The organism is Ruminococcus sp. (assembly GCF_016287535.1).
Taxonomy (GTDB): Bacteria; Bacillota; Clostridia; order Oscillospirales; family Ruminococcaceae; genus Ruminococcus.
This window is the reverse complement of the sequence record NZ_JAEFAJ010000006.1, coordinates 1-22,308: the sequence shown is the minus strand read 5'-3', so window position 1 is coordinate 22,308 and position 22,308 is coordinate 1. Positions and strand designations below refer to the sequence as shown.

General features: G+C 46.5%; 21 protein-coding genes and 1 riboswitch. Of the genes, 5 read left to right on the top strand and 16 right to left on the bottom strand.

Annotation, left to right across the window (positions count from 1 at the left end; all coding sequences use genetic code 11):
• Nucleotides 1-14 precede the first annotated feature (14 nt).
• Entirely contained in the window at nt 15-1,439 is a 1,425-nt protein-coding gene (locus QZZ36_RS04195; protein WP_295077301.1) for a glycoside hydrolase family 16 protein, read from the top strand.
• Between the two features lie 141 nt (nt 1,440-1,580).
• Here QZZ36_RS04195 and QZZ36_RS04190 read toward each other — a convergent pair whose 3' ends face one another.
• Entirely contained in the window at nt 1,581-3,512 is a 1,932-nt protein-coding gene (locus tag QZZ36_RS04190) for a GGDEF domain-containing protein (protein ID WP_295077296.1), read from the bottom strand.
• Nucleotides 3,513-3,877: 365 nt separating this feature from the next.
• Here QZZ36_RS04190 and QZZ36_RS04185 point away from each other — a divergent pair, with 365 nt between their 5' ends.
• The 3 genes from QZZ36_RS04185 to QZZ36_RS04175 all read left to right on the top strand — a co-directional run bounded on the left by QZZ36_RS04185 (nt 3,878) and on the right by QZZ36_RS04175 (nt 8,810).
• Nucleotides 3,878-4,408 (top strand): inorganic diphosphatase, encoded by a 531-nt coding sequence (locus QZZ36_RS04185; RefSeq protein WP_295077288.1) that lies wholly within the window; start codon nt 3,878-3,880, stop codon nt 4,406-4,408.
• A 71-nt stretch (nt 4,409-4,479) separates the two neighbouring features.
• Nucleotides 4,480-5,625 carry a ribose-phosphate pyrophosphokinase gene (locus QZZ36_RS04180; protein ID WP_295077519.1) on the top strand — a complete coding sequence of 382 codons (1,146 nt, stop codon included), beginning with the start codon at nt 4,480-4,482 and terminating at the stop codon, nt 5,623-5,625.
• 182 nt (nt 5,626-5,807) lie between these two features.
• The gene (locus tag QZZ36_RS04175) at nt 5,808-8,810 is read left to right on the top strand and encodes an ABC transporter ATP-binding protein/permease (RefSeq protein ID WP_295077284.1); all 3,003 of its coding nucleotides are present in this window, start codon (nt 5,808-5,810) and stop codon (nt 8,808-8,810) included.
• Between the two features lie 234 nt (nt 8,811-9,044).
• On the opposite strand, the gene QZZ36_RS04170 is transcribed toward QZZ36_RS04175, so the two are convergent.
• From QZZ36_RS04170 to ribD, 9 genes are read right to left on the bottom strand one after another with little or no spacing between them, the layout of a single operon-like run.
• Nucleotides 9,045-10,679, bottom strand: coding sequence for a hypothetical protein (locus tag QZZ36_RS04170; protein WP_295077281.1), 1,635 nt, complete (start codon nt 10,677-10,679; stop codon nt 9,045-9,047).
• Between the two features lie 16 nt (nt 10,680-10,695).
• Nucleotides 10,696-11,352 carry an HAD family hydrolase gene (locus QZZ36_RS04165; RefSeq protein WP_295077278.1) on the bottom strand — a complete coding sequence of 219 codons (657 nt, stop codon included), beginning with the start codon at nt 11,350-11,352 and terminating at the stop codon, nt 10,696-10,698.
• The gene (ribE, locus tag QZZ36_RS04160) at nt 11,352-11,819 is read right to left on the bottom strand and encodes a 6,7-dimethyl-8-ribityllumazine synthase (protein WP_295077275.1); all 468 of its coding nucleotides are present in this window, start codon (nt 11,817-11,819) and stop codon (nt 11,352-11,354) included. The genes QZZ36_RS04165 and ribE overlap by 1 nt, the downstream gene beginning before the upstream one ends.
• A gap of 24 nt (nt 11,820-11,843) precedes the next feature.
• Nucleotides 11,844-12,368, bottom strand: a complete 525-nt coding sequence (locus QZZ36_RS04155) for a hypothetical protein (protein WP_295077272.1) — start codon at nt 12,366-12,368, stop codon at nt 11,844-11,846.
• Nucleotides 12,369-12,379: 11 nt separating this feature from the next.
• Nucleotides 12,380-12,847 carry a hypothetical protein gene (locus QZZ36_RS04150; RefSeq protein WP_295077269.1) on the bottom strand — a complete coding sequence of 156 codons (468 nt, stop codon included), beginning with the start codon at nt 12,845-12,847 and terminating at the stop codon, nt 12,380-12,382.
• Nucleotides 12,848-12,857: 10 nt separating this feature from the next.
• Nucleotides 12,858-14,057 (bottom strand): bifunctional 3,4-dihydroxy-2-butanone-4-phosphate synthase/GTP cyclohydrolase II, encoded by a 1,200-nt coding sequence (locus QZZ36_RS04145; RefSeq protein ID WP_295077262.1) that lies wholly within the window; start codon nt 14,055-14,057, stop codon nt 12,858-12,860.
• Between the two features lie 11 nt (nt 14,058-14,068).
• The gene (locus QZZ36_RS04140; RefSeq protein WP_295077253.1) at nt 14,069-15,010 is read right to left on the bottom strand and encodes a hypothetical protein; all 942 of its coding nucleotides are present in this window, start codon (nt 15,008-15,010) and stop codon (nt 14,069-14,071) included.
• Nucleotides 15,011-15,024: 14 nt separating this feature from the next.
• Complete coding sequence (locus tag QZZ36_RS04135; protein ID WP_295077249.1) at nt 15,025-15,669, bottom strand: riboflavin synthase; 645 nt, start codon at nt 15,667-15,669, stop codon at nt 15,025-15,027.
• Nucleotides 15,650-16,759: a bifunctional diaminohydroxyphosphoribosylaminopyrimidine deaminase/5-amino-6-(5-phosphoribosylamino)uracil reductase RibD gene (gene ribD / locus QZZ36_RS04130; protein ID WP_295077239.1), complete on the bottom strand. Its 1,110-nt coding sequence runs from the start codon at nt 16,757-16,759 to the stop codon at nt 15,650-15,652. Before ribD ends, QZZ36_RS04135 begins: the two co-directional genes overlap by 20 nt.
• Nucleotides 16,760-16,895: 136 nt before the next feature.
• A riboswitch (FMN riboswitch) is annotated at nt 16,896-17,009 on the bottom strand.
• 315 nt (nt 17,010-17,324) lie between these two features.
• Here ribD and QZZ36_RS04125 point away from each other — a divergent pair.
• Nucleotides 17,325-18,155, top strand: coding sequence for an Mrp/NBP35 family ATP-binding protein (locus tag QZZ36_RS04125; protein ID WP_295077234.1), 831 nt, complete (start codon nt 17,325-17,327; stop codon nt 18,153-18,155).
• 91 nt (nt 18,156-18,246) lie between these two features.
• Here the strand turns inward: QZZ36_RS04125 and QZZ36_RS04120 are convergent, their stop codons facing one another.
• The 6 genes from QZZ36_RS04120 to QZZ36_RS04095 all read right to left on the bottom strand — a co-directional run.
• A complete protein-coding gene (locus tag QZZ36_RS04120) occupies nt 18,247-19,074 on the bottom strand; it encodes a recombinase zinc beta ribbon domain-containing protein (RefSeq protein ID WP_295077231.1) in 828 nt (275 codons plus the stop codon).
• Nucleotides 19,041-19,904: a recombinase family protein gene (locus tag QZZ36_RS04115; protein WP_295077228.1), complete on the bottom strand. Its 864-nt coding sequence runs from the start codon at nt 19,902-19,904 to the stop codon at nt 19,041-19,043. The genes QZZ36_RS04120 and QZZ36_RS04115 overlap by 34 nt, the downstream gene beginning before the upstream one ends.
• A gap of 108 nt (nt 19,905-20,012) precedes the next feature.
• Nucleotides 20,013-20,189, bottom strand: a complete 177-nt coding sequence (locus QZZ36_RS04110; protein WP_295077225.1) for a hypothetical protein — start codon at nt 20,187-20,189, stop codon at nt 20,013-20,015.
• A 92-nt stretch (nt 20,190-20,281) separates the two neighbouring features.
• Nucleotides 20,282-21,280, bottom strand: coding sequence for a relaxase/mobilization nuclease domain-containing protein (locus QZZ36_RS04105; RefSeq protein ID WP_295077516.1), 999 nt, complete (start codon nt 21,278-21,280; stop codon nt 20,282-20,284).
• Between the two features lie 26 nt (nt 21,281-21,306).
• Nucleotides 21,307-21,495 carry a DUF1778 domain-containing protein gene (locus QZZ36_RS04100; RefSeq protein ID WP_295077222.1) on the bottom strand — a complete coding sequence of 63 codons (189 nt, stop codon included), beginning with the start codon at nt 21,493-21,495 and terminating at the stop codon, nt 21,307-21,309.
• 584 nt (nt 21,496-22,079) lie between these two features.
• The coding region (locus QZZ36_RS04095) for a hypothetical protein (RefSeq protein ID WP_295077219.1) at nt 22,080-22,308 on the bottom strand (229 nt) is incomplete at its 5' end.

Sequence of the window (22,308 nt, the reverse complement as noted above, 5' to 3'; positions counted from 1 at the left end):
GCTTGGAGGATTATATGAAGATCTTAAAAATAATTGCAGCGGCAGCAGTAATGCTTGCATCTCTTCCTGCGGCGGTATTTGCGGACAGCAGTACAGCTATGGATTTCAACAGTGACGGCATTGTGGATATATTTGATATGGTAAGCGCACGAAAAAGCGGAGCTTCCGCGGAAGAGCTCCGGTGTCTCAGCGGCTTCCTTCTCGGCAGCAATGCGGGAACAGAGCCGGAAGACGGTTACACGCTGCTGTGGAGCGACGAGTTCAGCGGAAACGAGCTTGACATGAGCAAATGGTCCTATGAGCTCGGCAACTGGAAGCTTGACGACAGCGGCAACTATGTCACCAACGGCTGGGGCAATAACGAGCAGGAGTTCTACACCTCCCGGAACACCACTGTCAAAGACGGTATACTTACTATCGCAGCCCGCAAGGAAAACTGGATGGATGAAAAGCAGGGCAGCTACGACTATACCTCCGCTCGTATAAACACACAGCATAAGTTCTCGGTCTGCGGCGGAAGAATAGAGGTGCGGGCACGCTGCGACTCCGGCAAGTCACTGTGGCCTGCAATATGGATGCTCCCTGAGGACAGTGTTTACGGCGGCTGGGCTTCATCGGGAGAAATAGATATTATGGAGGGCTGGGGCAGCACTCCGGAGAAGATATGCGGAACCATACACTTCGGCGGCGCATGGCCTGCAAACACCTACCTTACCAATGATTATGATTTTCCTGAGGGAGACAGCTCCGTTAACTGGCATACCTACAGCGTTGAATGGGAACGCGGAGAGATACGCTGGTACGTTGACGGCATACTTTACAGCACCCAGACAGAATGGTACTCCGAGGGCTTCAGCTATCCGGCTCCCTTTGACCAGAATTTTTATATAATACTCAATCTTGCGGTGGGCGGACATTTCGACGGAGTGGACGGCATTTATGCGGAACCGGGTATATTTGCGGAGGGCGAGAAGCACTTCGATATAGACTATGTCCGTGTCTATGAAAAGAAGGATTCCGGCTTTGCTCCCACTGAGATGAGCTCGCTTGCTCTTGACAATTATATAGAGGGCGCAGATGCTTCCGTGACCAATAAGGAGGGCTGCACCGTCATAGATATCAGGAACGCAGGAGAGCTGGAATATGCGGTAATGGGACTTCTTCGCGGAAAAGAGGTCATGGCAGGCGAAAAGCATACCCTTGAATTCGATGTGAGCTCAACAGTTCCGAGAAATATGGTAGTCACAGCCGAGGACAGCTCCTACATGAGATATCTCAACGAAAAAGTGGAAATATCGACAGAGAAGAAGCATTTCAGCTTTGACGTCACCTTTGATAGCGATATGTCGGCGGATATAAAGTTCCAGCTGGGAAATATCGACAATGCCGCCGCACTCGGCGGGCATGAGGTCACACTTTACAATATATCATGGAAATAAAAAACGTGCCGCAAGCTCATTTCCTGAAACTCTGTTTTCACCATATAAGAAAAGACCTGCATTCCTGCAGGTCTTTTTTGTTATATAGGTAAAAGTCTCTGGAAAGGGGAGGGCAGCAACTCAGTCCTGTATTGTTACATTTTAGGATTTCAGGTAATTTGAGTGCTTTTTTCTGCGCTTTTCGTTATACATGATCTTGTCTGCTTCGGTAACGAAGTAGAAAATGTCCTCGCCTATCTTCGGAGTAGCAACGACAAAGCCTGAGCTTGCGCTGAGAGTAAACGGATACAGTGCGCTGTCGTTGATGTACTTGATATTATTCTGTATAACGGCTGTAAGATCCTCAGCCATCTCTTTTGTATAATCCGCGCCGAAAACAATGAATTCATCTCCGCCGAAACGGCAGAACACCTCATTGCTGCAGCAGGAATCCTTGAGTACGCCTGCTATACAGCATATAGCCTTGTCGCCGGTGCTGTGTCCGAAGGTATCGTTTATTTCCTTCAGACCGTCAAGATCAAGGAACATTAGCATTATATCCCGTTTCTTTTCGATACACTCGTGATACAGGTCGTTTGTAGCGTGGACAAAGCCATTGCGGTTGAATATGCCTGAGAATGTATCCTGAACGTAGAGGTTGCCAAGACGCTTGACAGCGTATTCGAGACACATCAGCTTCCTGATGTTTTCAAGGGAGTTGCATATATTTATGACAAAGGTCTCGAACATTATGTTCTGGAGCGCAAGACTTGAGCTTCGTATTATCATGTAACCGAGACAGCGTTCTCCGAAATGAAGCGGAGTTATGTAATAAAGCTTGCCGGACTTGCCGTTTTCGGCTGACGGCGGAAAAACGTCCTTTGACTTTATCTTGTCACATTCAAGGAATTCACCGTTAACATAGGCTATCTGAACGGTAACATAGTCTGTATATGTCATTGGTACGGAGTTGTCGACTCCGTCAAGAGTGGTCGAGGTGTCGATAGCGGATTCAATGTTCCAGTTGTCGCAGAGACAGAAGTAAAATTCGTCCGGATGTATCTCAACGGCAGTCTTTTTCAGTGTGACTATGTAGTCGCTGAAGCTGTTGCAGGCAAGGAGCTGCGTGGACATACGGTTAAGGACCCCCATATATATCTGAACTGTTTCAAAGTTGGAGTAGTTGCGGAAATTGAGTTCCTTCAGCTCTGAGACATCGGACAGCGCATTGTGGCCGCAGCCGCAGCTTTCTGTAAAGTGGGGAGTCATATTCAGAAGCAGCTTTCTGTCCTGCGGTATCTTGTTAAGGTGATTATATAGCAGCTGGCAGGCAAGAAGTCCGGAAAGCTCCAGCGGACGGTCAACAGATGTCAGCTCTACAAGGTAATTGTGGTGATTGTAGGTATTGTCAAAGCCGGTCACTGCTATATCTCCGGGGACGCTGATGCCGTGGCTCCTGAGAGTTGTTATCGCCGACGCAGCCATTTCGTCGTTTGCGCAGATTATAGCCTGCGGCATTTCAGAAAGCTCTTCAAGGAAATGCTCCACAGCCATTTTCCCGGTAGGCGCACGGAAATCTCCGTAATATATGGCTTCATCACTTATATCCAGCCCGTGTTCATCGAGGACTGTGCAGAAAGCGGCAAGTCTGTCGGAGCTTTCGGGGTTTTCTCCGGGACCTGAGATATAAGCGAATTTAGTGAACCCGTGAACATTTATCATATGCTCGGTGATACTGCGCATTGCAGAAAAATTGTCGCTTCCGATGTAGTAGAAGTCCTTTATGTCATTATCTATGCTTACGGCAGGGATCCCCGCCCTTTTTATACGGTCAAGTATTTCCTTTACCACAGGTTTGTATGAAAGAGTATTCGTAAGCAGGATAGCTCCGTCGAAATCCTTGAAATCAGGGAGATTGAAGATGTTGAATTCGCCCATATCGTGACGGGGATTATCCATATCGCCGCTGAACGACGTGAATGCTGCGATATTCAGTCCGAATTCCTTGGCACCCTGGTCTATTCCGCCAAGTATAGTGCTCTGATAACTTTGTCCTATTTCTTCAATGATAACAGCGATACGTGAACCTATCAAGTTATGTCACTCCTTTCATTCGTCTTCCGTTTGAAATTATACAAATATATTTTACTATATTTTTTCACAAAAAGCAATAGATGAAAATTATAATATTCATTAGCTATATTCATTTTTTGTTAATAAAGCGACATTATAGAGCAATATAAATTAAATCTGTGAATTTTCTGCAAAAGACGAAAAGACGAAAATATCTCAGGATTTCAGGATAATTTATCATAATTGCTGAAAATCAGGGCGTATATTGACAAATCTCAAAAAAATGGTATACTAATTTGTAGGGGATAACGTCATGTTTAATGGCTTATCAATGTTCTGTCAACGTGTCCGCTGCACGTACAGATATGCTTTGGAGGAGGGAAATTATGAATATCTGGCACAAAATAAGTCCAAAGAGAATAACTCCGGATGATTTTATTGCGGTGATCGAGATCGGCAAGGGCAGCAAGATCAAGTATGAGCTTGACAAGGAGACAGGTCTTATAAAAATGGACCGTATCCTCTATACCTCCACTCATTACCCTGCAAATTACGGTTTTATTCCGAGGACGTATTCAGACGATAACGACCCCCTCGACGTACTGGTGCTCTGTTCGGAGCAGCTCATGCCGCTCACGCTGGTAAGATGCTATCCTATCGGAGTTATCAGAATGCTTGACAACGGACATCACGATGAGAAGATCATCGCTATCCCGTTCGACGATCCGAATTACAATATGTACAAGGATATCGAGGAACTCCCTAAGCACGTTTTTGACGAAATGACGCATTTCTTCAAGGTTTACAAGGAACTTGAAAACAAAACAACAGCCGTTAACGAGGTCGATCATGCCGACATTGCCAGAGAGATCATCAGCGGTGATATCGAACGCTATATCGAGTATTTCTGCAAATAAGCAGGGCTTTGACCGAAAGTGACTAAAAAGCGAAAGGAGTATCGCGCGTGATCACGTGCGAAAAAAGTGTTATGACAGCTTCAAGTGAAATTTTATTCGGCAGCGATTCCAACGTCGCACCTATCGGCATCATCGCTATGAACAGCGTTACAGAGCTGGGAAAAAAGATCGATGACTATCTCGTTGACTGGGCAGGAAAAGGCGGTATCAATGTTGATACCTTCCTCGTAGAGAGCGAGTGTCCGAGATTTTCTTCCGGTGACGGCAAGGGATATATCAAGTCTACTATACGCGGCAAGGATCTTTTCATAATCATTGATGTGGGAAACTACAGCATAAAGTATGATTACTTCGGAATGCAGAACGCTATGTCTCCCGACGATCATTTTCAGGATCTTAAAAGAATAATACAGGCTGCAAGCGGAAAGGCTCACCGCATAACTGTCATTATGCCTACTCTTTACGGCGGTCGTCAGCACAGAAGAAGCTACCGCGAATCACTTGACTGTGCCTGTGCTCTCCAGGAGCTTGAAGCTATGGGCGTTTCCAATATAGTTACTTTTGACGCTCACGATCCGAGAGTCCAGAACGCTATACCCCTTATGGGATTCGACAATGTAATGCCTACCTATCAGGTGCTCAAGGCAATGCTCAAGGATATAAAGGACATCAGCTTCAACAAGGAGAAGTTCATGGTAGTAAGCCCCGATGAAGGCGCTCTCAACAGAAATATGTACTATGCTTCTGTTCTCGGAGTTGAAATGGGTATGTTCTACAAGAGAAGAGATTACTCCACTATAGTAAACGGACGCAACCCTATAGTTGCTCATGAGTATCTCGGAAATCCTGTTGAGGGCAAGGACATCTTCGTTTCAGACGATATCATCTCATCGGGTGAATCAATGCTCGATGTTGCTTCTGCTCTTAAAAAGAAGAACGCAGGCAGGATCTATGCTTACGCTACTTATGCTATCTTCACCAACGGCCTTGAAAAGTTCGACAAGGCATACGAGGAGGGCACTATCGACGGCGTATTCGGTACCAATCTTACCTACAGGACACCGGAGCTCCTCAGCAGACAATGGTTCCATGAGGTTGACGTGTCAAAGTATATCGCGTATTTTATTGAAGCTATCAATCATGACGTTTCTATCAGCAAGATAATCGATCCTCATACAAAGATCGAAACTCTTCTCAAAAAGTATGGCATGAAGTAATAAATATATATTGGGCGTTGTTTACAAACAGCGCCCTTTTTATTTGTGAAAAATACGTTAAGACCTTGTTAATTTACTACAAACGAAATTGACAATTATTCGTCAAAGTGCTATAATGGATAAGGTGAGAATCAATCACAGATACAATAATATGGTTAAAAAATTGAAAGTAGGGGATCGTTATGCTTCAATTAAAGGAGATCGTTAAGGAGTATGGCAGCGGAGAAAATATCGTTACCGCTTTAAGAGGGGTAAGTATCACCTTCCGTGAAAGTGAATTTGTAGCTGTACTTGGCCATTCGGGCTGCGGCAAGACAACGCTGCTCAATATCATCGGAGGACTGGATCATTATACTTCCGGTGATCTTATCATCAATGGGGTGTCAACTAAGGAATACAAGGACAGAAACTGGGACGCATACCGCAATCATTCAATAGGCTTCATATTCCAGAGCTATAACCTTATACCGCATCAGACAGTGCTCTCAAATGTCGAGCTCGCTCTGACTATTTCGGGCGTATCAAAGTCAGAACGCCGCAGACGCGCAAAGGAAGCCCTTGAAAAAGTCGGTCTCGGAGATCAGCTCCATAAAAAGCCGAATCAGCTGTCAGGCGGACAGATGCAGCGTGTGGCTATAGCCCGTGCTCTGATAAACGATCCGGATATACTCCTTGCAGACGAGCCTACCGGAGCTCTTGATTCGGAGACCTCCATACAGGTAATGGAACTTCTGAAGGAGATAGCAAAGGATAAACTCGTTATCATGGTAACGCATAATCCTGAGCTTGCGGATCAGTATGCTACCCGTATTGTAAGGATTAAGGACGGCAGACTTACGGACGACAGCGATCCTTTTGACGGTGAAACTGCAAAAAGCAGGAAAAAGAAGAAGGAAAAAGCAGAAAAGTCAAAGAAAAAGACTGATGAAAAGAAAAAACGGGTATCAATGTCATTCGGTACGGCGGTCTCCCTTTCTCTCAACAACCTACTTACAAAAAAAGGCAGGACTATACTTACTGCCTTTGCAGGTTCTATAGGTATAATCGGCATAGCGCTGATACTTTCACTTGCTACAGGCGTAAATGATTATATAAACGATGTTCAGGAGGAGACGCTTTCATCATATCCGCTGGAAATAATGCGCGAAAATACTGATACCTCAGGAATGATAGAGGCTCTTATGAACAATCAGAAGGAGTATGAGAGCCGTGAGTTCAGGGATGATACGGTATATGCCAATACTCAGGTATATGATATGTTCAATTCCTTCAATGCTTCCGCAAAGCAGATAAACAATATGAAGGACTTCAAGACCTTCCTTGACAATGACAGCGTTATTAAGGATAAGTCAAGTGCCGTAAGCTACGGATACGACCTGAAAATGCCGGTGTTTACCAAATCTCCCTCAGGCGAGATAATCAAGGTCGATTTTATGGATATGTACAGCAAAGCGCTTGGCATGGGCAAATCAGACATTATGACCGCTACGATGAACAACCCGATGGCTGATATGGAGATGCAGGCTTTCGGTCTGAATGTTATGCAGGAGCTTCTGCCGGGCGAAAACGGTGAACCTGTAAACGATATCGTAAAGGAGCAGTATGAGCTTGTTAACGGTAAATGGCCGGAAAAATACGATGAAGCTGTTATAGTCCTGACGAGGAACAACGAGATACCTGATATTATAGTGTACGCACTCGGACTAAAGGATCAGGAGGGCTTCAACGAAAAGCTCAATGCCATCATGAGCAATCAGGAGATAAACGATTACGGTCAGCTTGAATGGAGCCTTGACGAGATAACAGGCAAGAAGTTCAAAATGATACTTCCCTGTGAATACTATCAGGGCATTTCTTCAGGAAAAGGCTACAATGACCTTACTGCTACACAGACCGGTCTTGAATATCTGTTCAACAGCGACGATATCGGAACAGAGATAAAGATAGTCGGCTTCATACGTCCGGGCGAGGATGTAAAGGCTCCTATGCTGAAGAGCTATATGGGTTATACGAGCCTGCTCACAAATTACGTTATAGAAAAGACAAACAGCAGCGATATAGTAAAGGCACAGCAAGATGATAAGGAGAACGATATCATCACGGGAACGAAGTTCATGACAGATGAATATACGGCTCCGACTCCGGAGGAAAAGGCTGAGACTGCAAAGGCATTCATAAAAAAGGCTGACACTGATACAAAGGCTGATATCTTCCGCCTTGTGGCTGCACAGCCGGATCCTAAGCAGGCAGACGAACAGGTTGCCGCGGCAATGAAGGACTTCGACAGGAAGTCTTTCGTACAGCAGATAACAGAAATGTATTCTTCCGAGCTTGGAGTAGATGCGTCGCAGATCACTTCATTCGTAAGTCAGATGAGCGATGAGGAGATAAAGAACTACGCTGAGCAGGCTATAAGAGAGCAGATAGCAGAGCAGTACGCAAAGCTGTCACAGGAGCAGCTCGGTTCGCTGAGCAATGCGGAGCTTGCTGCTATGCTCGATACAGCTGAGATAAGCCCTGAAAACTATGGAGTGATATTTGAAAAGTATACTCCTGAGGAGATATCGGATTCAACATACGAAGACAACCTGAAGCTTCTTGGCGTAGCAGATGAAGCCGATCCGTCGGTAATACGCATTTTTGCGAAGAGCTTCGAGGAAAAGGACGAAATAGCAGACGCGATAACACGTTATAATGACGGTGCGGAGGAAGCTGACGTTATACACTATACCGACGTGGTAGCTCTTCTCATGTCGTCAATAACCGGAATAATAAGCGGTATATCTTACCTGCTCATAGCTTTCGTGGGTATATCTCTTGTAGTATCGTCCATAATGATAGGTATCATTACGTATATCTCCGTACTTGAACGTACCCGTGAGATCGGAATACTCAGAGCTATCGGCGCTTCCAAGCGCAATGTACGCACAGTATTCAACGCGGAGACGCTGCTTGTGGGACTTACCGCAGGACTTATCGGAATAGGTGTTTCCGTGCTGCTCACGATACCGATAAATGCGATAATACACAAGGTCACTTCACTTGATACCCTTAGGGCTCATATGCCTTTTACGGGAGCGGTGATACTCGTGATAATAAGCATGGTGCTCACGCTTATTGCAGGACTTATCCCTGCCGGACTGGCGGCTAAGAGAGATCCTGTGGTAGCGCTCAGAACAGAATGACAATAAAAAAGGAATGCAGGGAATATGTCCCTTGCATTCCTTTATTTTTCGGGTATATAATTATTTTGGCGGTTTATTGTGCATCCGGCGTTCGAAATTGCTTATTATACCACAAATCCAGATTCGGTCAAGACCAAGACAAGCGCCATAAGTGGCGGTCCTGACAGGATTTGTATTTGTGGTTTCGGGCAATTACGCAAACGCCCGGCAGTTCCCGACCACCAAAAAAGTTCTTTATCTGCTTAGTTCCTTTGAGTACATTTTCAGCTTTGCGGCAAGAGATGTGATGTATTCTTTTGTAAGAACATCATCGAAGCCGCATTCCTTCAGCGCTGCACGGAAGCTGTATTCGCCTGAGTTGTTTGATATCCTCGCCATTTTCTCGTACTTTTCAAGAGCCTTTGCAGGGTCATTCATGACGTCGTCGAGGAGGTCAAGGCTTGCGAGCGCGGAAGTCGCATAGCTTATGTAGTAGCCCGGGCTCTCAATGATATGCGGTATATCCGAAAGGTGATAATCTATTTCAAGTTCCTCAAAAAGATCGTTGAATTTGTCAACTACCTCTTCCGGAGTTATGGAATCCTTTTCGGAAATAATGCTGTATTCAAATTCTCCGACAAGGAAGCCGCATACTATTGAATCCGCAATATTAAGTATCCTGTAAAGCTTCATGCTGTCTCCGCTCTTGCCGTAGATATCGTTGTAGAACTGCATGAAGAGCAGCTCGAAGCCCTGAGACTGTATCTCGGCGATATCGAGATTGTTCTTTGCCATAAGCGCATGGGTCTCATCAAAGAAAGAGGCGTAGTAGTGACCGAATTCATGTATGGCGGTAGTGAGCCTGTTCCGGCTGTTGCCCATATTTCCTATGAATATCTTTGCGCTGTTCTGGGTCGGGAGCTCGTCGGTGAATGCTCCCTCAAAAGCGTCGTCGTTGTAGCATACGGTATACAGCTTTTCATCAATGAGCTTCTGCGAATACTTGTCAAACTCAGGTGAAAGCGTCTTTGCGTATTCCCTTACAGTTTCAAACGGATTTTCCTCCGAGTCGTCTTCGGAAAAGTAATCAGACCATGATACCGTGCCGAAATAGTCTTTCAGCATTTCCTTGTATACCGGTATTATCTTGTCTGATACTGTTTTGCCGAGTTCGAGTATCTCCTCGCCGGTATAGTCTCTGTCATACTGGGTGTAGAAGGTTTCGGGAGTATAGTCCTCGATTAATTCAAGGAGAAGCTCTGCACAGCGCAGATCCTTTTCGCCTACGGAGAGAGAGGCGTCATTTATTACCTCGTAGTATTCGCTTTTCGTCTCGGCAATGTCAAGGAAGCTCGATTCAGCTTCTGCACGGGCAGAGGAAAGACTGTATACATAGTGCTCCTTTCCCTCCTTGTCAACAAGCTTTTCAAAAAGAGAAGAGTAATCGCTGTCAGCTCCGCGGTTGAAGCCGTACATTATCAGATCCGCCGCAACGGCAGCGTCATGGTAGTATTCATTGTAGAGCGCTTCCACGTGCTTGTCAGTATAGTTGCGGTAAAAAATGAATTCGGCATTCGTGCGTGCTTCGTATATTGTATCGTACATAGACAGCAGGCTGTCGATATCGGCTTTTACAGCTTCTTCGTTATCTGATCTTCCTATATCATCAAGCAGCTTTCTGACAGATTCCTCGACATCGTCCAGATTGCTCCGTTCCGGCAGCTGATCTGTGCTGTCGTCGTTGTCTATACCTGCCTGACCTATCTTGAATTCTTTTACTTTGTCCCTGTAGCGTGATATGCGCGGCGGTCTGTTGTTATCCGAACATGAAAAGCATGAAACGGAAAATACAGCTGCAGCTGCAATAGCTATAAGACGGGCAGATCTCATATCCATCCCCTTCCTTTCAGTGTGGAAGTCTTTCTGCCGCGGCAGGTATGCCGGTAATGCTGTCAACAATGATATCAGCTCCGGAAAGCTCCTCAGGGGAACCGAATCCGTAGCTGCAGCCTATTGACGGCAGTCCGTTCCTTACAGCGGTCTCTATATCATGGAAACGATCACCTATTACTATGAAGTTCCCCTTATGAGCGGGAGCAATCTTTGGGAATATTTTATATTTAGGTATGAAGTCAAAAGCTTCACAGCAATAGTAGTGATCGAAAAAACGGTCAAGTCCAAAAACACGTCTGTGACGTTCAAGGTAGTGAAAGCGGCAGTTGCTCAGAAATATAAGAGTATAGCCGCGCTTTTTCAGCTCCGACAGTGTTTCCTCGGCTCCGTCATAGAGAGCGCCTTCGCCGTTGTCTATGCGTTCAGCCATATCCCTGCCCAGCATAAGACGTGCTTTTTCCCTTATTTCAGGGTCAAGCTCCGGGTGAAAGCTGTTCCACATATCTGTGGAATTGAATCCAAGCCAGCAGCTTATCTCGTTGTCGGAGTATTCCTTTTCAGCTATATATCCGTTGTCGGAGAGCCATTTCATCGTATCCCTGAACGCAGGAGCGTAGGTGAGCATGGAGTTGTGTAAAGTACCGTCGTAGTCGAAAATAAGATTTGTCATTATGCCTCTATCTCTCTGATGAGGTTTATCATCTCGATAGCGCCTTCAGCGCACTCGCTGCCCTTGTTTCCGGCCTTTGAGCCTGCACGTTCGATAGCCTGTTCGATATTCTCGGTCGTTATGACACCGAACATTACCGGTATGCCTGTCTGGAGTGATACCTGAGCAATGCCCTTTGCGGCCTCGTTGCAGACGAGGTCGTAGTGTGATGTGCTTCCTCTTATGATCGCGCCAAGGCATATTACAGCGTCGTATTTTCCTGAGTTAGCCATTTTTGAAGCTATGAGCGGTATCTCGAATGCACCGGGTACCCAAGCGATATCAATAGCGCCTTCACTTACATCATGACGTTTGAGGACGTCAACTGCCCCTCCGAGGAGCTTTGAGGTGATGAACTCGTTGAAACGTGCAACGACGATACCTATTCTTATGTCCTTTGAGATAAGTTTACCTTCGTAAGTTTTCATTGTATATTTTTCCTTTCTTTTAGCTTATACAGTCTTGTTGAGCTTGTAGTTGTCTTTCAGGAGCTTTCTGAGCTCTTCCTCCTTTTCGGGAACAGAGAACTCCTTAGGCATTATGCCGTTATTGAACCAGAGCTGCAGAGTACTGCCGTTGAATTTGTACATGACACTTTTCTTATTGCGGGCAAGTCCGAAGTTATCAGGAAAATACACTCTCTGTGAGGTTATGTAGGCATATTTTCCTATGAAGAAATCAAGCAGGAGAAGTATCGTGAGAAGGACTCCGGCAATGAACAGCAGACCGAAGTTGACGAGCTGTTCATCATTGTGCTCTATTCTTGCGGCGTTCCAGTACATGAAGCCGATGAGCAGCCATGCGGCCCAACAGCAGCTCCACCATACAGCATTCTTTTTTAGCTGTCTCTTCAGTTTCACAGCTGTCTTTTTTGTTTTCACGCGGCTGCGGAATATGAAATATCCTATGATACCGAATATGAATACCGCACTCATTATGCAGAGTGCTGATATCGAGATTATCCTCATAGCAGTCATGGCTTTCTCCTTTACTTTGTAAGGGGATTTTCGTAGCCGTGCTTACCGTACCAGTCAGCCAGCATTTTTACTGTCTTCATCTTCTTTATGCCGAGATTGAAGCCCTTTGCGAACTTTTTATCGTTTATGAAAAGATCGAGCTTCTCCATTCCGAACAGTCCCTTGCCGTATTCATAGCTCAGGTTCTTCACAGGAGAAATGCCCTTGTTTGCGAAAATGGCAGTCCTGATACCCTCTGGTGAAAGGCAGGTGATATCGCAGGGGATAAGGAGCACAGCGAGCAGTATCATAAGAACGGAATGAGCGGTATTTTTTAAGAACAAACCGCAGACAGCGAGAACAATAATGCCTGCGAGCGCCAGGATATTGCTTATGAACGACTTTTCCTTTGCTCTCGACCATGAAATGAAACAGCATATATCATATACAAGAGCGGCTGCGCAAAGAATGATAAGAACGACTGTAAAAAATGTACTCATGATAAACACCTCAGTAATTAAGAATATGTCCCATCTTGTCGCGTTTCGTTTTGAGATAGAACAGGTCGTAGGCGGTAGCGTCCACCTGTATTGGCACACGCTCCTTTATTTCAAGTCCGAAGCCGCTGAGTCCGTAAACCTTGTCGGGGTTGTTGGTCAGCAGTCTCAGTGTTTTGCAGCCAAGGTCGCGGAGTATCTGCGCTCCGATGTAGTATTCGCGCATATCTCCGGGAAAGCCGAGAGCGAGATTCGCTTCGAGGGTATCCATTCCCTTGTCCTGCAATTCGTAGGCGCGGAGCTTATTGATAAGTCCTATGCCTCGTCCCTCCTGCCGCATATAGAGAAGTACCCCGCGCCCCTCTTTTTCTATCTGCGTCATTGCCGCTGCAAACTGCTGTCCGCAGTCACATTTGAGCGAGCCGAAGGCGTCACCTGTGAGGCACTCGGAATGTACTCGGCAGAGTATATCCTGTCCGTCGTCTATATCGCCTTTAACAAGAGCAACATGGTGCTCGCCGTTGAGCTTGTTGACGTATCCGAGGGCACGGAATTCACCGTATTTTGTGGGGAGCTTCGTATTCGCCACGCACTCCACAAGCACGTCATGCACCTTCCTGTACTCCTTCAGCGACTGTATGGTTATGAACTTCATGTTCCACTCCTGCGCTTTCTGCCTGAGCTCATCGGTGCGCATCATAGTTCCGTCATCCCGCATTATCTCACAGCACAGACCGCACTCCTCAAGACCGGCTAAACGCATCAGGTCCACCGTAGCTTCGGTATGACCCTCCCGTTCGAGAACGCCGTTTTTCTTTGCAGTAAGCGGAAACATATGTCCCGGACGCCGGAAGTCCTCCGGCTTTGAATCGGGAGATACGCACATACGTGCTGTATAGCCTCTTTCCTCGGCGGAAATGCCTGTTGTTGTGTTAATGTGGTCGATGGAGACCGTGAATGCTGTGCAGTGGTTATCGGTGTTGTAGTCAACCATCTGCGGCAGATGAAGTCTGTCGCACAATCCGGCGCTCATTGGCATACAGATAAGCCCTTTTGCGTGAGCTGCCATGAAGTTTACGTTTTCAGTAGTTGCAAACTGTGCGGCACATATCATGTCGCCTTCGTTCTCTCTGTCCTCGTCGTCTGTGACGAGGATTATCTCGCCGTTACGGAGAGCCTCGCAGGCTTCCTCAACAGTGTTGTAGCGGAACATAGAATTACTCCTTACTCTTTGGTTATTTCGCCGCTTTTAGCGGAAAGAGCCGCAGTACAGCCTTCGGCGCTTATGGTCATGCTGTGTGAGGTACCCTTTTTCTTTTCGTCTGAGACATCGTAGCTGCCGTTCCCCTTTATCATAATGTTTCCGGTATCGGCAGCGACTTTGAGCTTTGCACCTCCGGAACCGCTTGCCGGCAGTCCGAATGAGATGTTGCCGGTATCTGCGGATATATCGGTGTCAGCCTTGTAGGTGCAGTCCATCAGGTCGATATTGCCTACAATGCATTTCAATACCGAAGCCTCAGTGAATCCGGTGCCGTTGCAGCATATATTGCCGACGTTCACACTGGCGCTGAATTTACCGCTCAGTTCACCGAAGGAGATATTTCCCACAATTTCCTTTGCGTCGAAGCTCTTTACGAATTTCGGAACGGTCACATAGAGATCGTATTCCACGCGGCAGTCAGGGATATTCTTTTTGAGCCAGCTGTCGATATTCTCACCTGTTTTGTCCTCGATGAGCTTCAGGTCGAGCCTGCTGCCGTTTACCTCAGCAGTGGCGTTCAGGTGGCTCTTTACCTCCTGACAGACCTCGTCTGTGTCGGCGTAAACGGTATAATCAAGAGATAAACCTGTCTTGTTGTCGCCGGAGCAGGCAATTGTTATATTTCCGGTGTTTATATCAACACCTACTTCCGAAACGCTTTTGTCGGTATCGAATACGAAATCCATCTGAGTAAAGAGCTCTGTCTTGTAGTCCTTTTTTTCTGTATCGAGGTCTATGCCGAGAGAGGCAGGATCGACCTCATGATCGCCTGTTTCTGTTTTCTTGCCTTCCGAATTGTATTTGGCATTGGCATTGACATTGACTCCGCTGCCGCTTTTACAGCCTGTCAGTGCCGCCGAGAATAAAAGAGAGATCAGAACAGCCGTTTTAAATATTTTCATATTTATTGTCTCCTTCAGAAACCGTTTTTTACAAGGAAGTCCATGGTTATGCCGCTTTTTCCGGTATTTTCCGCGGGCTTCATAAGCTTTTCAACGTACTTGCCGATGATATCGTTTTCAAGGTTCACAGTGTCACCCTTCTTTTTCGTGCCGAGAGTTGTCTGTGAAGCTGTGTGGGGGATTATGGAAACGCTGAATGAGGTATCCGTCACCTTTGCAACGGTAAGGCTTATCCCGTCAATGGCTATGGAGCCCTTTTCAACTATATATCTCATTATCTCCGGGTCGGCGCTTATCGTGTACCACACTGCTATACCGTCGTTTCTGATGTCGGTGACTGTACCCGTACCGTCGATGTGTCCGGAGACTATATGTCCGCCGAAGCGTCCGTTTGCAGCCATAGCACGTTCAAGATTCACCGGACTTCCTGAAGCAAGGCTGCCAAGCGATGAACGGCTGAGAGTTTCGTTCATAACGTCTGCACGGAATACTCCGCCGCCGAAATGGGTTACCGTAAGACATACGCCGTTTACGGCTATACTGTCTCCGACGCTTACGTCCTCAAGCACCTTTTCCGCCTGTATCTCAATAAAGGAGGAGCTGCCGGAGCGCTTTACCGCTTTTACGGTCCCCACCTCTTCAATTATTCCCGTGAACATTCTTCACCCTGCTTTCTATGAGTATATCCTCTCCGATATTGATCATACTGCATTTTTCAAGCATAAATGCCTCGTCAGGCATTGGTACGCCTGTTCCCGATACAGGTGAACTGCCTCTGCCGCCGAAGAGCTTTGGTGCTATATAAGCCTGTATCTTTGTCACTATGCCTGCATTGAGAGCAGACCAGTTCAGTTCTCCGCCGCCTTCAAGGAGTACGCTGTCAAGCCTTTCGCTGCCGAGCTGTTTCATTAGTTCCATCAGGTCTACGCGGCTGTCCTTCGCAGCAGTTCTTATTATACGGCAGCCTGCCTCTTCAAAGCGTGCTGCTTCTTCTTTGTCCTCTGATACCGTAGCAATAATGGTCGGGACTTCCCTGGCGGTCTTTATGATATTGCAGTTAAGGGGAGTTCTGAGTTTGCTGTCGCATATTATTCGTATTGGATCACGGCTGTTTTCAAGGCGGCAGGTGAGCAGGGGATCGTCTGCGATGACTGTTCCCAATCCTACCATTACTGCGCTGTGATGAAGCCTTTCGTGCTGCACGTGAGCCCGTGCGGCTTCGCCGGTTATCCATTTGGATTCTCCCGTATAGCAGGCTATCTTTCCGTCAAGTGTCATCGCGTATTTCATTGTCACAAATGGGAGACCTGTTGTGATATAATGGAAGAAGATCTCATTCAGGGCGTCGCATTCATCTTTGAGGATGCCTTCTGTCACTTCTATGCCGCTGTCGCGAAGTATCTGCGTACCCTTGCCTGCAACAAGGGGATTCGGATCTGATGAGCCGATGAACACTCTTTTTATGCCGTGAGCTATGACAGCCTCGGTGCATGGGGGCTGCTTGCCGTGGTGACAGCAGGGTTCGAGAGTTACGTACATATCTGCGCCCTTGCAGTCTATCCCCTTTGCTTCACAGTCCGCAAATGCGCTGCGTTCAGCGTGGAGATCGCCGTAGCGCTTGTGATAGCCGCTGCCGATTATCTCGCCTTTTTTGACGATGACAGCTCCCACCATCGGATTGGGAGATGTGAAGCCCATACCCCTGCGGGCAAGTAAAAGAGCTGCGCGCATAAATTCTTCGTGAGACATAGTTCCTCCTGGTATTGTTGAAAAATATTTAGTGCATAGTGATTAGCGGTATATGATATTAAGGACAATATCCCCTGAAAACAGAAAAAACCCCTGATAACGGGGCGTTAAGTCTTTTACTGCACATTGGTGTGCGGTTTATCTTCTTTCATCCGGACTTTACCGTCGGCTTCGGAATCTCACCGAATCAGCCACAAGGCTCGCAGGCTATACTGCCGGTAGGGAATCACACCCTGCCCCGAAGATAATTGTATAATGTTCAGTTATTTCTCCGGAGCGTATGCCGGGAGCGGAGCCTCTCCGCCTGCCGGTAGGGAATCACACCCTGCCCCGAAGATACTCTTAAAAGTTGAGAGTTAAGAGTTGAGAATTGAGAGTTAATGTGTCTGCTTCGCAGACTTATTTAAATAACATCGCCGTAAGGCGATACAATAACTCTCCACTCTAAACTGTCAACTCTCAACTGATATTATATCACTGTGTTATACATTTGTCAATATCCTATTGCTATTTTCTGAATTGTGTGGTATAATATTATCATTATATCATAAGGAGTGTTTTTTTTATGAGCGAATGTACACACGACTGCTCAAGCTGCGGAAGCGATTGCGGCAGCAGAAAAGAGCCCCAGAGCCTGCTTGAAAAGCCCAATGCCATGAGTAATATCGGCAAGGTGGTAGGAGTTGTCAGCGGAAAGGGCGGCGTCGGTAAGACACTGGTATCTTCACTGCTTGCCGTATCAATGCAGAGACTCGGAAAGAATGTGGGTATCATGGACGCTGATATCACAGGTCCCTCTATACCAAAGGCTTTCGGCATACATCAGAAGGCTGATGCCTGCGAGTTCGGAATAATCCCCGCAAAAACAAAAATGGGACTTGACATCATGTCTATAAATCTTCTCCTTGAGAACGAGTCCGACCCTGTTGTATGGAGAGGCCCTGTTATCGCAGGTGTCGTAAAGCAGTTCTGGACTGACGTTATATGGAAGGATATCGACTGCCTCGTTATTGATATGCCTCCCGGAACAGGCGACGTACCGCTGACTGTTTTCCAGTCACTGCCGGTCGACGGTATAGTTATAGTAACTTCTCCTCAGGAGCTTGTTTCCATGATAGTGGAGAAGGCGGTCAAAATGGCTAAGCTCATGAATATCCCCATACTCGGTATCATCGAGAATATGAGCTATTTTGAATGTCCCGACTGCGGCAAGCGCCACAGCATCTACGGCGAGAGCCATATAGAGGAGATAGCTGCTCAGTACGATATCCCGGTACTTGCAAAGCTCCCCATTGACCCTCAGCTTGCAAAGCTCTGCGATCAGGGTACGATCGAGCTCTTTGAGGGCGAATGGCTCACAGAGGCTGCCGAGAAGATCGTTTCAATGGAAAAATAATTTGCAGGGGCGGATATTAGCCCGCTATCCTTAACGGAACTATATATTCCTTATGTAACCCGAGGGCATATCGTCCTCGGGTTTCTGCTGTTTAGCAGGCTGCCTGTGTGAATGTTCTGTTCTTTGACGGAGTAAGTACAGGCATAGGCTTGTGCATTGAATGAAATGAATAGTGTATCACAACATCATTTCCGCAGGTTTTTGAATGCTTCTCAGGCTTTTCATATACTTCAATACGAGATATGAATAATCTGAGCAGCTTTGGTGTAAGCTCTTCCATTTCAAGGTCAGCCTTTGCGTTTTCAATGAAATCCTGCACTGCTTTATCCTGATGTTCCATGTTTTCAAGTTGTATGGAGAGGGTTTCAAGTTCGGCTTTTATTTCACTCTGCTCTTTCTCATAGCCTGATGCGAGCTTGTCATAGCGTTCGAGAGTAATCTTATCCAATGCTCTATCCTCATACAAGCAGCTCATAATGCTATCAAGCTCCTTGATACGAGTTTGCAGTTTGGAATGCTTTACTTCGGACTCCTTCCGCTGCTTCTCGGCATTAGCCATATTGCTCTTAACTGCTATGTCATAGAACTCCTGCGGTTTCTCCCTTGCCAAGTCGGTCATGAACTTGATACCGTCCAAGACAAGTTTATCGAGCACATCTGCCTTTATGCTGTGTACCGTACAGTAATTCTTGCCCTTTGCCTGATAGCCACCGCATTGATAGTAATTATTATCGGACTTGATATTGCTCCCTCTGTGAAGATACATCTTTGCTCCGCAGTCGGCACAGTACAAGTATCCTGCATATTTATCAACATCGCCAAGCCTGTCGGGACGTTTCCTACCTTCGTAACGCTTTTGCACTAACCCAAACAGTTCTCGGCTGACTATCGGCTCATGAGTATTCTCGAAGATAAGCATATTCTCAGGCGCATTTTCAGCCTTTTCTTAAGCTTGTTGGACTTGCTGTATGTGCTGAAGTTGACCGTATCTCCGCAGTATATCCTGTTTGAGAGCATATCTCTTACTGTGCTTTGTGTCCAGATGTATGGAGTATCAAGAGTAGGGTGTTTACAAGTTTTTCCCTTTGTTTTGAACTCATATACCCCGGGTGTCTCGACTTTGTTCTCATAAAGGTAATTGCAGATAGCTCTTACACCTTTTCCGTCAGCGCACAGCTCAAATATCTTATGCACTATTGGTGCAGTGATCGGGTCGGGGACAAGCTGTTTTGTATCAGCATCTTTCAAGTATCCGTATGGAGTTATCGTTCCGACACGCTCTCCGCGCTCGCCTTTTGCTCTCTGAACCGCACGTATCTTCTTTGATGTGTCACGAGCGAAAAAGTCATTAAAATAGTTCTTTATGCCTGACATCTCGTTGATACCATTGGCTGAATCAACACCGTCTGTGATTGCTATAAATCTGACATCGTTAGCAGGAAACACCAGTTCCATAAGTCTGCCTGCTTCGAGATAATTTCTCGAAAGTCGGCTCTGATCTTTCACAATGACTGTTCCCACAAGCTCGTTCTCAACGTCATTAAGCATTCGTTGGTAGTCAGGACGGTTGCTGCTGACTCCGCTGTAACCGTCGTCAATATAGAATTGACAGTTACGAAAGCCATTCTTTTCAGCATAATCCATGAGCATTTTCTTCTGATTCTCTATTGACAGCGACTCGCCCTCGCGAGCATCTTCCTGTGAAAGTCGGCAATACAAAGCTGTAATTTGATCGTTGTTTGGTTTCATTAAAATCCTCCTTCTCTGGAAACCAAACCGAATAGGACTCTGTTGGTGTACCGCTCGGTACACCAACAGTATACTCCTACTCGGCTCAAAAGCCCAGTAAAATTTTCGTTAATATGCTTTCACAAGTTCGCGGAGTCTGTCTGCCGCAGTCACATTCGTATCAGTCGGCGTTGCATTTATGACGGTATAGGTCTTGCCGTCAATAACGACTTTCCTAAGTTCATACTGCGTTCTTCGCATTTCCGCATACTTGTTCGTTGAAGTTTTATTATCCTTTTCTGCCATTCAATAACCACTCTCCTTATTGTTCTCTCGTTCATGTTTCGTATGTGATTTGCGTTGTTCATTTTTAAAAGTCCTTTCGTATTAGATTTGGGTTATCCCATGTGTATTCCGAGAGCTTCCTTTCGCTCTCGTTCCTCGGCAAGAGCCTTGCTGTCAATGTGCTCCCGAGCGTACTCGGTATCGTCAGCAGGCTCGTCCTCTATCAGCGTAGCCACAGCTGTAACGCCGCTGACAATGCTATCAATACCGACTGTGATATCACTATCCACTTGGCTGCTTTCAAGCTGAGCCTGTGTTTGTACTCGTCGAGCTCTTTCAGCTTCGAGCCATATTCTTCGTTCAGCTTCCCAGCCTGTGAGGACAGGTCTGTTGTCGCTTTCTCTAATTGAGCCGCCGCTGTTTCTGACAGTTCCATTGCCTGATTCAGAAGTTCCCGACAGGTTTCTATGGTCGCTCTCTGCTCGGAGCGAACTGTTTTCAGCACCTGTTCTGTCTCCGCTTTGGTTGACAGCGTCGAGAGACTGCTGAGTATTTCCAACTGCTCCTGAGACATCTGCCTGTTCAATTCTATCAGCGCTCTCCAGTTGGAATCGAGCACTAAAACTGCAGGCGGAGCGTCCGCTGCCTGTGATAATTCCTTGTTGTACATCTGATTCAATTCGTCTAATCTCGAACTCATGCTCCATATTCTCCTTTCTATACTTCTCGCCGTGAAGCTTGTTGTCACGGCACTTTCTCTTGTTCGGGCAGGTGTAGGTAATGTATTTACGGTTGTCCTCCCACCTTACATCGTAGCCCTGCTGCTTCATCAAGCAGCAGAACTGCTTCTTTGACTTCGCCTGTTTCATCACCTGATTGATGACGTTCATCAGCTCCCACTTGAAGCTCTCACCGCGCTTGGCTGACCTGTACTCGCTGTCGGAAAGGAAGTCTTTGTTCATTTTCTTCTTGGGAGCATCAAGTACATGAACTCCGTACCGCTGACAAATTTCATCGCTGAGCTTCATCAGCTCCTCGACTGGCTCCTTGTTGGAATGGTATTTCTTTCCGCCATCGAAGCTGACGGAGTTGAAAACGAAGTGCGAGTGAATATGCTCGCGGTCGATGTGGGTTGCGACTATAACCTCATACTTTTCTGCTGCTTTGCGACCTCGTCCAATCCGTCAGCTACGATTATCTTTTTGTCCATAGCCGACCTGAGAACGAAGTCGCTTAGCGATAATTTGTGCCATTCAGCCTTGCTGTGTATCTGCTGGTACTCATCATCGGTACAGCGAATTGTGATCGTTCTGTTTCTTTTTCGCATTGTATCACCTTCCTTTCATTGTACGATTTTTGAGAGGGGGTTCGGGGGTCTCCCCGACCAGCAAGCGTTCGGCGGACTGCCGAATGCGATGCTGGCTTTTTCAAACCTCCGCTGCCTGTACTGCTCCGTCAGCGTTAGTTTTCTCCATATGCCAATGCTGCCCACATTCGCTCCACGTTGCGCGACAACCGCTTTCACCGCCGCAGCTGGGATAGGTATCCGCTTTCGGTATCGGCGGCAGAAACGGCGCGTTTTGTGCGTGAGTATACCGTCACCCGCATTTTTTACCGTCACCCGAACTTTCAACGATATATAGATATTTGCTAAACATGGGTGACGGCATAGTCAGCATTTTCAACACCTCAATTTTACTGTCATACCGTCACTCTGTTAGCGGTTAAGAGAGGACTGCCTTCATATATATAGAGGTGGGAAATGCAAAAAACGAACATTTCAAGAAATACGCCTTATTATTTTGTAGAGTTGTATAGCCGATAAATGATTTTTGATATCCTGTTTAGTAATGTTTACTAATCGGCAGGATTGAAAAATCCCCACAGCAAACTAATGCTGTGGGGTTAGGTTTACGCCGCGGGATCGTTCTTTGTAAGTATGATCTCATACTGTTCAAAGAACCGAAGTATACGCTCATAGTTATGCTCGACGCATTTCGGATAGCCGCACGCTTTGGCTTCTTCAAATAGCGAAACATATTCTTCGCGCAGTTTTATCAAAGCTCGATGTAACAGCCTTTGTACAGCTCGGACAGTAGTGCTCATTCGCTCAGCGATCTCAATTGTGTTAAGATTCCTT